General features: G+C 61.4%; 9 protein-coding genes. 5 read left to right on the forward strand and 4 right to left on the reverse strand.

Going from position 1 to position 13,989, the window contains the following annotated elements; genetic code table 11:
- Positions 1-61: 61 nt before the first annotated feature.
- Entirely contained in the window at positions 62-2,806 is a 2,745-nt protein-coding gene (gene glnE, locus B9Z34_RS10405; RefSeq protein ID WP_108428055.1) for a bifunctional [glutamate--ammonia ligase]-adenylyl-L-tyrosine phosphorylase/[glutamate--ammonia-ligase] adenylyltransferase, read from the forward strand.
- Positions 2,807-2,855: 49 nt separating this feature from the next.
- Here the strand turns inward: glnE and B9Z34_RS10410 are convergent, their stop codons facing one another.
- Positions 2,856-5,657 (reverse strand): TonB-dependent siderophore receptor, encoded by a 2,802-nt coding sequence (locus B9Z34_RS10410; protein ID WP_108428056.1) that lies wholly within the window; start codon positions 5,655-5,657, stop codon positions 2,856-2,858.
- Between the two features lie 257 nt (positions 5,658-5,914).
- Between B9Z34_RS10410 and B9Z34_RS10415 the strand changes: the two genes are divergently transcribed.
- From B9Z34_RS10415 to B9Z34_RS10425, 3 genes are all read left to right on the forward strand, one after another.
- A complete protein-coding gene (locus tag B9Z34_RS10415) occupies positions 5,915-7,021 on the forward strand; it encodes an efflux RND transporter periplasmic adaptor subunit (protein WP_108428057.1) in 1,107 nt (368 codons plus the stop codon).
- A 9-nt stretch (positions 7,022-7,030) separates the two neighbouring features.
- Positions 7,031-10,129, forward strand: a complete 3,099-nt coding sequence (locus tag B9Z34_RS10420) for an efflux RND transporter permease subunit (protein WP_108428058.1) — start codon at positions 7,031-7,033, stop codon at positions 10,127-10,129.
- Positions 10,130-10,386: 257 nt separating this feature from the next.
- Complete coding sequence (locus tag B9Z34_RS10425) at positions 10,387-11,034, forward strand: hypothetical protein (protein ID WP_108428059.1); 648 nt, start codon at positions 10,387-10,389, stop codon at positions 11,032-11,034.
- 34 nt (positions 11,035-11,068) lie between these two features.
- On the opposite strand, the gene B9Z34_RS10430 is transcribed toward B9Z34_RS10425, so the two are convergent.
- On the reverse strand, positions 11,069-11,254 hold the full coding sequence (locus tag B9Z34_RS10430) for a hypothetical protein (RefSeq protein WP_108428060.1): 186 nt from the start codon (positions 11,252-11,254) through the stop codon (positions 11,069-11,071).
- A 103-nt stretch (positions 11,255-11,357) separates the two neighbouring features.
- On the opposite strand from B9Z34_RS10430, the gene B9Z34_RS10435 reads away from it, so the two are divergent.
- The gene (locus tag B9Z34_RS10435; RefSeq protein ID WP_108428149.1) at positions 11,358-12,059 is read left to right on the forward strand and encodes an SDR family oxidoreductase; all 702 of its coding nucleotides are present in this window, start codon (positions 11,358-11,360) and stop codon (positions 12,057-12,059) included.
- Positions 12,060-12,083: 24 nt separating this feature from the next.
- Here B9Z34_RS10435 and B9Z34_RS10440 read toward each other — a convergent pair whose 3' ends face one another.
- Together B9Z34_RS10440 and B9Z34_RS10445 are read right to left on the reverse strand one after the other, a co-directional pair.
- Positions 12,084-12,941: a DUF6671 family protein gene (locus B9Z34_RS10440; protein ID WP_233249551.1), complete on the reverse strand. Its 858-nt coding sequence runs from the start codon at positions 12,939-12,941 to the stop codon at positions 12,084-12,086.
- Positions 12,938-13,945, reverse strand: coding sequence for a sodium-dependent bicarbonate transport family permease (locus B9Z34_RS10445; protein WP_108428061.1), 1,008 nt, complete (start codon positions 13,943-13,945; stop codon positions 12,938-12,940). The genes B9Z34_RS10440 and B9Z34_RS10445 overlap by 4 nt, the downstream gene beginning before the upstream one ends.
- Between the last annotated feature and the right edge of the window lie 44 nt (positions 13,946-13,989).

Consider the following 13,989-nt stretch of genomic DNA (forward strand, 5'->3'; position numbering starts at 1 on the left):
CAAGCGGGGAAAATGGGGCAAAGACGGCACAAACATTTGAATCAGAAAGTCAGCAGGAATTATGACCCGCAGCCAGCGCATGGACGAGGCACCCGCCCCAAATGATGTCAGTCCGGTCGATTTGCCCTTGTATTCACGGTTTCTGCAGCGTTTGCACCGCCGCTATCCCGCCGAGTTGCCTCTGTTGCCGCCCGGCCCCCCGACCCGAGACAGCTTGAGCGTGGCCTACGCCGCCCTCCAGGCCAAAGGCCTGGACACCAGCGCCGCCTTGCGGGTGCTGCGCCAGCTCACGCTGGAGCGCCTGGCCTGCTTGGACTGCAGCCGTCAAGGCGATTTGGCGGTGGTCACCCACGGCATGACCTGGTTGGCCGAAGTCACCCTCGACATCGCCTGGCGCCAAGTCATGGCCGATCTTGATGCCCTGCACGGCGCGCCCACCAAGGCCAACGGCGAGCGGGCCGAGATGTGGATCATCGGCATGGGCAAGCTGGGCGCCCGTGAGCTGAACGTGTCCAGTGACATCGATTTGATCTACGTGTACGACGAAGACGGCGAAACCCTGGGCAACAGCGAAGGCCGCAACAAGGTATCTTGCCAGGAGTACTTCACCCGCGCGGTTAAGCGCATGTACGCCCTGATCGGCGACACCACCGAGCACGGCTTTGTGTTCCGTGTGGACTTGGCCTTGCGCCCCAACGGCAACTCTGGCCCCAGCGTGGTCTCGCTCGATGCGCTGGAAGAGTATTTGCTGGTGCAAGGCCGGGAGTGGGAACGCTTTGCCTGGATGAAAAGCCGTGTGGTGGCCCCCCGCAGCGCGGTGGTCAACGGCTCGGCGCAGGCGCTGCGCGGCGTGGTGCTGCCTTTCGTCTTTCGCCGCTACCTGGACTACAACGTCTTTGAGTCGCTGCGCACGCTGCACCAGCAAATCCGCGACCACGCCTCCAAGCGCAGCGCTGGCCACCCCGAACGCGCGAATGACGTGAAACTGTCCCGCGGCGGCATTCGCGAGATCGAATTCACAGTGCAGCTCTTGCAGGTGGTGCGCGGTGGGCAGTTCCCCGAGTTGCGCACACGCCCCACGCTGGACGCCCTGCAGCGCGTGGCCAAGGCCGGGCTCATGCCGCAGGCCACGGCCGATGCGCTGGGCGCGGCGTATGTGTTTTTGCGCCAGGTGGAGCACCGCATCCAGTACCTCGATGACCAGCAAACCCACGTCTTGCCTACCCGCGACGATGATTTGGGCTGGATTGCGCAGACCATGGGTTATGCCGATGTCTCTGGGTTTTTGAGCGATTTGAATGGGCACCGCGAAGTGGTGGCACAAGAGTTCGACACCTTGCTGGGCGGTGACCGCGAATGCAAAGGCTGCAATGGCAAGAACGGCAAAAACAGCCGTGAACACGCCGAACTCGATGCTGTGCTGGGCGACTTCAGCGGCCCGGTGCGCGAGCGTCTGGCCCAGTGGGCCGATAACCCACGGGTGCAGTCCCTGCGCGATGACGCCCGGGGCCGTCTGATGCGCCTGCTGCAACGCACCGCCCAGTGGCTGGACGATGGGCGCGTGAGCGAAGCAGCTGTGCTGCGCATGGCCGACTGGATCGAGCCCTTGTTGCGCCGTGAAAGCTACCTGGCCCTGATGCTGGAGCGCCCCTCCGTGCACGAACGCCTGCTGCGCTTGCTGGGTGCGGCCAAGTGGCCCGCCCGTTATTTGCTGCAACACCCGGGGGTGATCGACGAGCTGGCCGGGGGGAACCTGTTTAGCACCCGGTTTGATGCCGTCGAATTCGAGGGCGAGTTGCAAGCCCGCCTGGTGGCCCTGCAGCGCACGGGCGAAGACGACGAGGAGAGCCTGCTGAATTTGTTGCGTCGGGCCCACCACGCCGAGCAGTTCCGCACCCTGGCGCGTGACGTGGAAGGCGTGCTCACGGTGGAGCAAGTGGCCGACGACCTGAGCGCCCTGGCCGATGCGGTGCTGCGCGTGACCGCCCGCTGGTGCTGGAGCCGCCTGAAAACCCGCCACCGCGAAGAACCGGCCATTGCCATCATTGGCTACGGCAAGCTCGGTGGTAAAGAGCTGGGCTACGGCAGCGACCTGGACATCGTGTTTGTCTACGAAGACGGTGACGAACGGGCACAGGAAATCTACGCCGCCTATGTGCGCAAACTCATCAACTGGATGACGGTGAAAACCGCCGACGGTGACCTGTACGAGATCGACACGGCGCTCAGGCCCAACGGCAACTCGGGCCTGTTGGTCACGCGCTTTGAAGCCTACGCCGACTACCAGCAGCAGCGCGGCAGCAACACCGCCTGGACCTGGGAGCACCAGGCCATGACCCGCGCCCGCTTTGTCATGGGTTTGCCCGGCTTGGCCCCGCAATTTGACACGGTGCGCCATGCCGTCATCAGCGCCCCGCGCGATGCGGTCAGCCTCAAGGCCGAAATCGTGGCCATGCGTGACAAAGTGCGCCAGGGCCATCCGGTCAAGGCCGAGCGTTTTGATGTCAAGCACAGCCCCGGCGGCATGGTGGACGCCGAGTTTGCCGTGCAATACCTGGTGCTGCTGCACACCGCCGCCCACCCCGAGCTGGCGGACAACGTGGGCAACATCGCGCTGTTGCAACGGGCCGAAAAAGCCGGACTGTTGCCCACAGGCGTGGGGCAAGCTGCGGCCAATGCGTACCGCGAAATGCGCCGCGTGCAACACCGCGCCCGCCTGAACGAAGAGCCCACCGATGTGCCACTGGAGCAGCTTGTGAGCGAGCGCGAGGCGGTGTTGGCGCTGTGGCGTGAGGTGATGGGCTGAGGCACTGTTCGGGCTGATGGCGGTCAACCCTGGGGTCGATGTAACTGGCTCAGAACCGGATCGTCATGCCCAGCTCTAGGCTGCGGCCCCACAAGTTGCTATAAATGGTGTTCGCCCCGAAAACTTGAGATGAAGTTTGAGCAAAAGACAAAGGTGCTGGCCTGTTGAACACATTGCGCACGCCCAGCCGAAGATCCATTTGTCTGCCAATGGCCTTTGAGGCTTGCATATCCCATGTCGTGAAGGATGCCACCCGGTGTGACACCTTGTTCGAGGTGCCGTCCGACAGACTGGTTGCATAGATGGAGGCATCTTGGTAGCTGCTGGTGTGGTTCATGATCAACTGTGTGCTCCAGTTTTCTCGGCTAAATCCACCGATCATCCGCATGCGCAGACGTGGTGACACTGTCCCAGTGAGAGGATCGTGACGCCCCAGATCGGAGCGGAACTCGGCATCTGCAGTGCTTTTGGTACGCGAGTGCAACAAATAAGTGGCTTGCGCAAAAAAGTTCCAGCGACCCCATTCCCCTGGGTGGCGCCACTGTGCTTCAAAATCGATACCGCTTTTCTCGGTGACCCCCAAATTTTGTTGCGGCAAGTACAAAGCCAGTGAGCCGGGTGTTAGACCATTGATGCTAAATCCCGCGGGGATCAGGCGGTAGTTGGCCGCGTAGCGTTCGGGGTAGCTCAACACCAGTTCATCAGATACATAGTTAATCGTGTCTCGAATTTGCACCGCCCACAGGTCAGCGCTGAGCCGCAGATTGCGGTGCGGCATGAAGGCGGCTCCCCAGCTGAATTGGGTGGATTTTTCAGGCTTCAGATCCGGGTTGCCGTTGCCTAAAACGTAGGGCAATGCGTTGCTGTTGCAAGTCCCTGTGACCCCGGTACTCGCACTCAGGTTGTTCACAATGGTTTGTTGTTGGGAGTTGCAGCTGAGGGATAAGTTGGATTGCCCCCATACAAAAGGATTGCCCAGCAGTTGAGTTTGCGTCACGGATGGGCCCCTGAACCCTGTGCCCATAGACCCGCGCATCGACCATGCTGGGGTGATTTCCCAACGGCTGAAAATTTTGGCATTGTTCGTTGTCCCCAAATCGCTGTATCGGTCGGATCGCGCCCCGAGGTTGATCTCCCATGTTTGGGTAACAGGAACCTGGAGTTCACCATAAACGGCCTGAACTTGACGTTTGGCATCGAATTGTGCTGGGCCAATTTGCTGAGTTTCGGGCTTCTGGTTTCGGAATTGGCTGGTCTCTGTGCGCAGGTCTATGCCCAGACTCAGCATCACGTCTTTGCCATCTATTTCTGCCAGCGTGCGCGAGGTGTTGGCTTGTAAACCATACAGACGTGTGGTGCCCATGCTGTCCGTTTTTAAGCCCCCGCGCAGCGTCTCCAACTGGCCGACCAGCGGGTTGCTGGCGTTGAGTGGCAGCATGACGTTGTTGTTGTTCCAGACCCCGTCGTAAGGGATGCCAATGCTGCTGTAGTTCAGGTCACCGAAATTTTCTGATTGCGACAAAGCTCGACTTTGCGCAAAGTAGGCGCTGCTGCGGTAATGCCATTCCTGCCATTCACCGTGTATACCGGTTGTTAAACGTCCATTGGTTTGCAAGCTTGCACTGCGCAATGCAGGCAAATCCGGCATCCACAGCAGCCGCGTGTTGGCTGGATCCAAACCTGCTTGTTGGGCCAGCGGATAGGCCGCTGACTCAGGAGGTAAGCCGTAAGCACTGCGTACAACAGGCCACCAGTTGTTCGATTGGATGGCGGTGGTGTGGCCCACCAAAAGATCGGTGAAAGCGGTATGCCCATGGCTCAGAGCCAGCTCGCCGCGGGCATGCAGGCGTTGGTTTTCTTCGGAGGGATAAATACCCAGAGAGGGGTATGCGTTTCGGAAGCAGGCCGCTTGCCCTGCGAAAGACAAACTCTTTTCCGTGCAAGAACCGTTTTGGTAAAGTTGGTTGATAAAGCGCCCGGTGGTGTTGGTGATAGATGCCCTTTCACGTAAGGTTGCTGGGCTTGTGAAAACGGTGTGGTAAGGACCCGTTGCTGCATACCTTTGTCCTCCGGCTTCAAATTCATACTGCGCTGCGCTCGCATAGAGCCTGTCTGTGCCGAGCAGTTCCTGGCGTTTTGATACCTCGGCTGTGACCATCAGGCTGTAGCCATCCCGAGCCAATTGGCCTTTCCCCCACCCGATGCTCGAGACCCAGCCCTGCCCGGCACCGCCACCAGGGCGCAAATAGTCGGCTGTGATTTCGAAGCCTTTGCGCTCTTTGCGCAAGATGATGTTGACCACGCCCGCAATGGCATCGGTGCCGTAAAGCGAGGAGGCACCATCCGTCAGTACTTCAATGCGCTCAATGTCGGCCAGAGGCAACGTGCTCAGGTCGACGCTGGCGCGTTCGGGGCCGACCATGGTTGCTCGCCCGAACGGGGCCAGGCGCAATCCGTCTACAAGAACCAATGTGCCTGTCGGTATGCCGTGTATGGCTGCGTTGCTGTACCCCCCTGCAACCATGCCAATCTGGCTTGTTTCCACAAAATTGCCCATCAGCGGCATTGACTGCACGACTTCGGTGATACTTTTCAAACCTGTACGGCGGATATCTTCGCGCGTCATGATGTGTACCGGCAACGCTTGGGTTTGCTCTTTGCGGACAATGGACGAGCCTGTGATCTCGACTTTTTCAAATTGCCGGTACTCCAATCGCGTGTTGACCACTTCGACTGGGGGATAGCTTTTGCTCAGCGGAACAGGGGTATCGGTCTGGGCGTGTGCCACGGCACTCAAGGACAACAGGGTAAGGCACAAAGTGTTGTGGTTGATCAAAGCGTGTGAAGACATGGGGGCCTGCCTGTTGGTCTGTTTGGATCTAATTCAAAGCATTCAATGTCATTGAATAAAATAAAAAGTATCAAAAATTACACCACGAATCGGATGGTTTGAAAAACTAAGTTTTAACAGTGGGTATTCGAAATAAACGAGTCAACGCATTCTTTTCAAAACAAAAGAAATGTTTTGTCATCCGAATGCAGGTGTTTACTGACGGCTCGCTAAACTCAGTCCACGCCAAAAAGGCGTGGCCATAGCAAAGAAGCGTCATGAAAAAAATGAGTTGGTTGGTTTTGACGGTGGCTTGCGCAAGCGGCGGGTTGGTTTTGAGCGCAGTAGCGGCGGACCAGGCCAGGACTGGGGCCTCCAAACCAAGCTTGACGGTCACCGTGACCACCCCCCAAACAGCCAGCCTGGCTCAAAAAATCAGCGCCAATGGCAACCTGGCCGCCTGGCAAGAGGCTGTCATCGGGGCCGAGGCCAACGGCCTGAAGATCACCGAGGTGCGCGTGAACGTGGGCGACCGCGTGCAGGGCGGCGATGTGCTGGCAGTCTTGCAGGCCGACAGCTTGCGTGCCGAACTGGCGCAGGCCGAAGCCTCCCTGGCCGAGGCCACAGCCAGCGCCCAGGAAGCCAAAGCCCAGGCCGAGCGTGCCCGCAGCCTGCAGCAGCAAGGCTTTTTCAGCAACGCACAGCTGAGCCAGGCGCTCGCCGCCGAGGCTTCTGCCGGGGCCCGCGTGCAGTCGGCCCGCGCCCTGGTGCAGTTGCAAAACGTGCGCCTGTCTCAGACCCAGGTGCGCGCGCCCGATGCGGGCGTGATTTCGGCCCGGCAGGCCACGGTGGGCACCGTGGTGGGCGCAGGCACCGAATTGTTTCGCCTGATTCGCCAGGGCCGCATCGAGTGGCGTGCTGAAGTGACCGCTGCCGAAATTGGCCGCATCCAGGTCGGCGCGCCCGTGCAAGTCAAAGCGGCCAGCGGCCAGCTGATGCAAGGCAAGGTGCGCATGGTCGCGCCCTCGGTCGATGCCCAAACCCGCAACGCGCTGGTGTACGTGGACCTGCCCGCACAAACCGGCAGCGCCCGCGCAGGCATGTACGCCCAAGGCGAGATCGCGCTGGGCCAAAGCCAGGCCCTCACCGTGCCACAAAGCGCGGTGGTGGTGCGCGACGGTTTCAGCTATGTCTACACCGTGGGGGCCGACCAAAAAGTCAGTCAGCTCAAGGTGCAAACCGGACGCCAAAGTGCAGACCGCGTGGAGGTGACCAGCGGCCTGAAAGCCGATGCGCGGGTGGTGGCCAGCGGTGGTGCATTCCTGAACCACGGCGACACGGTGCGTGTGGTGGATGCCCCGGCAGCCACACCCGCTGCCAAATAAAGGGACGCCATGCTCAACGTCTCTTCCTGGTCGATCCGCAACCCGATCCCGGCGGTCATGCTGTTTGTGCTGCTGACGGTGGCGGGTCTGATCGCGTTCGGCTCGATGAAAGTGCAGAACTTTCCTGATCTGGATGTGCCCACCATCTCTGTGACGGCCAGCCTGCCCGGTGTGGCACCCTCGCAGCTCGAAACCGATGTGGCCCGCAAGCTCGAAAACGCACTGGCGCCACTGCAGGGCCTGAAGCACATCACCACCAAGGTGCAAGACGGTGTGGTGTCGATCACCGCCGAGTTCCGCATGGAAAAGCCCACGCAGGAAGCGGTGGACGATGTGCGCTCGGCCATCCAGGGCGTGCGGGCCGACTTGCCCAGCGACCTGCGTGACCCGGTGGTGCAAAAGCTCAACCTGGCCGGTACGCCCGTGCTGGCCTACACCGTGCGTTCCGAACGCATGGACGACGAGGCCTTGTCGTGGTTGGTGGACAAGGACATCACCCGCAAGCTCTTGTCGCTGCGCGGCGTGGGCGCGGTCAACCGCGTGGGCGGCGTCATGCGTGAGGTGCGTGTGGCGCTCGACGTGAACCGTTTGCAGGCGCTGGGCATCACGGCGGCCGAAGTCTCACGCCAGCTCAAGCAGGTGCAGCAAGAAGGCTCGGGCGGGCGCATGGATGTGGGCACGGGCGAGCAGCCCGTGCGCACCCTCGCCACGGTCAAGACGACGCAAGAGGTCGGGCAAATTGAGATCGCCACATCGCGGAGTGGCCGTGTTCGCCTGGACCAGGTGGCCACGGTGAGCGATACCCTGGCCGATGCGCGGTCTGCCGCCGCACTCGATGGCAAGCCCGTGGTGGGTTTTGAGGTGGTGCGCAGCAAAGGCGAGAGCGAGGTGGCCGTGGGCCGCCTGGTGCGCCAGGCGCTGGCCGACTACCGGCTGCAAAACCCCGACATCGAGATCACCGAGGCCTTTGACTTTGTGACCCCGGTGGAAGAGGAATACCAAGGCTCACTCGTGCTGCTGTATGAGGGCGCGATTTTGGCGGTGCTGGTGGTGTGGCTGTTTTTGCGCGACTGGCGGGCCACCTTTGTGTCGGCGGTGGCGCTGCCGCTGTCGGTCATCCCGGCCTTCATCGGCATGGCGTATCTGGGCTTTTCCATCAACGTGGTGACCTTGCTGGCGCTGTCCTTGGTGATTGGCGTGTTGGTGGACGACGCGATTGTCGAGGTGGAAAACATCGTGCGCCATTTGCGCATGGGCAAGTCGCCGTACCAGGCGGCCATGGAAGCGGCCGATGAAATTGGTCTGGCCGTGATTGCCACCACCTTCACCCTGATCGCGGTGTTTTTGCCCACGGCTTTCATGAGCGGCATTCCGGGCAAGTTTTTCAAGCAGTTTGGCTGGACGGCGTCGCTCGCGGTGTTTGCCTCGCTGGTGGTGGCGCGGGTGCTCACGCCCATGATGGCGGCTTACATCCTGAAGCCCATCGTCACAGCCGCGCACGAGCCGGGCTGGCTCAAGCGCTACATGGTCTGGGCCACCTGGTGCATGAAGCACCGCCTGGCCACCATGGTCTTGGCCACGCTGTTTTTCATCGGCTCCATCATGCTGGTGCCTTTGTTGCCCAAGGGCTTCATTCCGCCAGACGACAACTCGCAAACCCAGGTCTATGTGGAGCTGCCCCCGGGTGCCACCTTGGCGCAAACCCAGGCCAGTGCCGAACACGCCCGCACGCTCTTGATGACCGTGGACAACGTGAAAAGCGTCTACACCACCATTGGCGGCGGCAGCGCGGGCTCTGACCCGTTTGCGGGCGGCGGTGCGGCCGAGGTGCGCAAAGCCACGCTCACTATCCAGCTGAGCGAGCGCGGCACGCGAGTGCGCAAGCAGACGATTGAAAACGACATCCGCACGGCCTTGCAGCAACTGCCCGGTGTGCGCACCAAGGTGGGCTTGGGCGGCTCGGGCGAGAAATACGTTCTGGTGCTGACGGGCGAAGACCCGCAGGCCCTGCAAACCGCCGCCATGGCGGTGGAGCGCGACCTGCGCACTATTTCAGGCCTGGGCTCCATTGCGTCTACCGCCAGCCTGGTGCGCCCCGAGATCGCGGTGCGCCCTGACTTTGCCAAAGCCGCCGATTTGGGCGTGACCAGCGCTGCCATCAGCGACACCTTGCGCGTGGCCACTTTGGGCGACTACGACGCGGCCCTGCCCAAGCTCAATTTGTCGGAGCGCCAGGTGCCCATCGTCGTGAAGCTGGGTGACGAATCCCGGCAAGACCTGGCCACGCTCGAGCGTCTGATGGTGCCCGGCAACCGTGGCCCCGTCATGCTGGGCCAGGTGGCCAGCATCGAGGTGGCGGGTGGCCCGGCCGTGATCGACCGCTACGACCGCCAGCGCAACATCAACTTCGAGATCGAACTCTCGGGCATGCCGCTGGGCGACGTGACAGCGGCGGTGCAAAAGCTGCCCGCGCTGCAAAGCCTGCCGCCCGGCGTGAAGATCGTGGAGGTGGGTGATGCCGAAGTGATGGGCGAACTCTTTGCCAGCTTTGGCCTGGCCATGATGATCGGTGTGCTGTGCATCTACATCGTGCTGGTGTTGCTGTTCAAAGGCTTCCTGCACCCCATCACGATTTTGGCGGCGCTCCCACTGTCGTTGGGTGGCGCGTTTGTGGGCTTGTTGATTGCACAAAAGAGCTTCTCGATGCCCTCGCTCATTGGCCTCATCATGCTCATGGGCATCGCGACCAAGAACTCCATCTTATTGGTGGAGTACGCGATCGAGGCGCGACGCGGCAAACCTGCCCAAGGGGATCAGCCCGCTGTGCCCCCTATGAGCCGCTGGGACGCGTTGCTCGATGCGTGCCACAAACGCGCCCGTCCCATCGTCATGACCACCATTGCCATGGGCGCGGGCATGCTGCCGATTGCCGTGGGCTGGGGTGCGGCCGATGCGAGTTTCCGCTCGCCCATGGCGATTGCCGTGATCGGCGGCCTGCTTACTAGCACGGTGCTGAGCTTGCTGGTGATCCCGGTGGTGTTCACCTACCTGGACGATTTGGGGCAGTGGTCGGCACGCCTGTACAAAAAGGTGACGCGCAGCGCTTGAGATCGCCGTATGGTTGGTGAATGCTCTGTGACGACGGGGTGAGCGTGCGTTGCGTTCGTTCGCTAACACAGAACCCCATCTTCGATGGGTGACCCACCTCACACGGCGGCCTGGGGCATTGGCCTGGCTGAAAAAATGCGTAACAAAAGTTGATCGTGGTCACAAAGTCGTGCTTCGTGGCCTTGTCAAATGCGTTTTCGCAGATCACATTCTTCATGGGGTCTCCAACTTCGCCGCTTCATAGTCGGAGGTGTCACATGAAACACGTTCAACGGTTCACGCGCCGCGCCAGCCTTGCCATGGCCGCAGCGGCTTTCATCGTCACGGCTTGCGCCGTTTGGGGGCCCCGTGCAGAACGTTGGCGTGCGCCTACCGCTGGTGCGAGTTGGGAGGTGGCCCAGCGCAATACTGGCAGCTATGGCAAGGACATGGTGCTGCGCATCACCCGGGGCGACGGGATCTGGCAAGGGCAGCCGGTCATGACGCTCGCCAATTCACAAGGCATGAACACGGTCATCACACCCACAGGCCACTGGATCGCCATCGTGGGTCGCGATGGCCGAACCCTCACGCGCTGGGACCCGCCCTTGGGATTCGAGTACCCCATCACAGTGGGCAAATCCTGGGTCAAGGCTTACCGCATGACGTTTGGGGCTCAGGGTGAAACCTTGCCTTATGACCTGAACTGCACGGTGCAAAGCCATGAAAAGGTCACGGTCCGTGCGGGCACCTTCGACGCCTTCAAGATCGTTTGCAGCACGAACATTGGCAACGAAGAAACCTACTGGATCAATTTTGACCAGGGTGTGTTCATCAAAACCGATCTGAGACGCACCACCAAGAGCCCGTTTGGTGCGGGCACTCAGCAAAGCGAGCTGGTGTCAGCCCCGTCTCTCAAGCCCTGAACAAGGCCCGGCTTGCGAAGCTTGTCCACAAGCTTCAGCGCGATGACTCCAAAGGCGACTGCACAGGCACGTTGGAAAAATGGTGCAAACGGATGCGCCAGCCTTCGCCATGCGCTTGCAGCACCCAAGCGCCGCGCAGGCGCGAGGCGGTGTGTTCATTGCCCTTGAGGTGAAACCTGAAGTTCACGAAACTCTGGCCCATCGCGGGCGACAGTGACATGCCCCGTCTTTGGGTACAGTGCATCGAAGGTCGTGACTCAGCCCCAGGCCAGGTGCTGCAGCGCCACGATCCTGAACCTCTATACAAGACAAAGGAGCAAGACATGAGCAGCAAAGTGGCGATGGTGGTGGGCGGCGGCAGTGGCATGGGGGCCGCTGCCGCCCGCAAGCTGGCGCAGGATGGTTTTCAGGTGGCGGTGTTGTCTTCGTCAGGCAAGGGCGAGGCGCTGGGCCGCGAGTTGGGCGGCTTGGGGCTGACTGGCTCCAACCAGTCGAGCGAAGACTTGCAAAAGCTGGTCGATCAAACCATGGCGCGATGGGGCCGCATCGATGTGTTGGTCAACAGCGCAGGCCACGGCCCCAAGGGCCCGGTGCTCGAGCTGACCGATGCACAGTGGCATCTGGGCATGGACATGTACTTTCTGAACGTGGTGCGCGCCGTGCGTTTGGTGGCGCCCATCATGGTCCAGCAAAAAGCGGGGGCCATCGTCAACATCTCCAGCGCCTGGGTGGTCGAGCCCAGTGCGATGTTTCCGACCTCGGCGGTGGCACGCGCTGGCTTGGCCGCCTTCACCAAGCTGTTTGCCGATGAGCACGCCGCGCACAATGTGCGCATGAACAATGTCTTGCCCGGCTGGATCGACAGCTTGCCCGCCAAAGAAGAGCGCCGCGAAAGCGTGCCCATGCAGCGCTACGGCACCAGCGAAGAAGTGGCCGCGACCATCGCCTTTTTGGCTTCGGAAGGTGCGGCCTACATCACAGGCCAGAACATCCGTGTGGATGGCGGCCTGATGCGTTCGGTGTGATCGCGCAGGTTCACCCCCTGCGTTTCAAGGGTTGCAGAAATCACAACGGGCTGGATCTGCCCATGGCTGGCTTTGGACTTTGCGCTGTTCTTCGTGGTCGCATTTTTTGCAGCCCCATATTTCGGCTTTGGGCAATCGGGTCAAGCTGCCGCAGTCACGGCAGGGCAGCCCCGGAATCTGCTGGCTGAGCCAGTAGCCCGGTGTGTCACAGCTTGGGCATACCGACAGCAATTTTTGAATCAGATCCCCGGTCGCTTTGAGGATGGTTGTCTGCCGCGTTGGATTGCAAAAAGCCCGCAGATCGTTTTCGACAAACACCACACCATTGGCAGACTTGGCTTGCGCCAAGTGAAAGGCCTTGAGCAAGGTCTCGCGATCGCGGATGCCTTTGTCCATGTCGGGGTGCTCGGCGTGTTCCGGGCGCAGCACAAGATGGTGTTCTGGAAACCGGGCATCCGTGGCAAAGCGCTCGAGCTCTTGCAGGGTGGTCACCATCCGGTGCAGGCTTTGGGCGGGTCCGTGTGCAAAGCCGGACACTTCAATCGCATGCACACGATCGACCCACAACACGACCTCGGTGTTCCAGGGCATGAAAGCGCCAAAAGGGTCGGGGCCAAACGAACCTTCACTGGCCAAGCCGACAGATGCACCCGTCAGCGCCATGCCGATGTTGGCTTTTTTGCGAGCCGCATCGAGCTGCGAGCCCGCCCGTGTCAGCTCACGCGTGAACGTGCCCAATTGGTCGGTGTCATAGCCGTCGGTGTGCACCAGATGGCAGCCCAGTGCGGCTTCGAGCGGCTCGCGCACCAGGTCCTGTTTGCCATGCTGCGTCAAAAAGGCGACGGGGCAACCCTCATAAAAATGAGGCATGGCCAGGGTCATGTCAGCAGTGTCTGGGCCACCGCCAGATACAGCGGAATGCCCAGCACGATGTTCAAGGGAAAAGTCAAACCCAGGCTGAGCCCAAAATACAGCGCGGGTTTGGCCTCGGGCAAAGCGGTGCGCAGCACGGCGGGCACCGCAATGTAGGAGGCACTGGCCGCCAGCACCATGAGCAAGGCTCCGTCGCCTGCGCTCAGATTCAGGCCATAGGCCAGAGCCAAAGCCAGGCTTGCGTGCACCAGGGGGCCGATCACTGCATAGGCGATCAGCACGGGCGATTGGCCCTTGACCTGCGGCAGGTTGCGCGCCGCCATCAAGCCCATGTCGAGCAGGAAGAAGGCCAGCATGCCTTTGAACAGGTCGACCGAGAAGGGGGCCATCGCCGCTTGTCCGGCCTCGCCCGTGACCAGGCCGATCACCATGGCGCCCAGCAGCAGCAACTGCGCCCCATCCGTGAAGGACTCGTGCAGGATCTTGCCCACCGATCCGCCTGCAGGTGCTCCAGGGCCGCCGAGCACAGCCACGCCACCCGCTTGCACCATCACGCTGGAGGCCGTTTTTTGCCGCAGCGAATTGGCCAAGACCACCGCCAGGATGATGGCGGGCGACTCCATCAGGGCCATGGCCGCAGCCATGTGACCGCCGTAGGGCACGCCCTGGTTTTCCAGCGTCTGAACCGCCGTGACAAAGGTGACCGCGCTCACCGAGCCATACGTGGCGGCCACGGCCGCTGCGTCAAAGCCCGAGACAAAGCGGCGCAGCACGGCGTAACCGATGAGCGGGATGACGATGGCCAGTGCCACGGCGGCGGCCAGGCTGATGCCCACGCTCGCCGTCAGGCCCGATTGCGACAACGCAAAGCCCCCTTTGAGGCCCAAGGCCATCAGCAGGTAGAGCGACAAAAAGCGCGAGATGGCGGGCGGGATTTCGAGATTGGATTTGACGGTGCCGGCCAGCACGCCAAAGATGAAAAAGAGGATGGCCGGGTCGATCAGATTGTGCATGGTTGTGTTCCTTGCGCCGATCATAGAAACTGGCGAGGCTCTTG

It is taken from the genome of Limnohabitans sp. Hippo3 (genome assembly GCF_003063665.1).
Lineage (GTDB): Bacteria > Pseudomonadota > Gammaproteobacteria > Burkholderiales > Burkholderiaceae_C > Limnohabitans_A.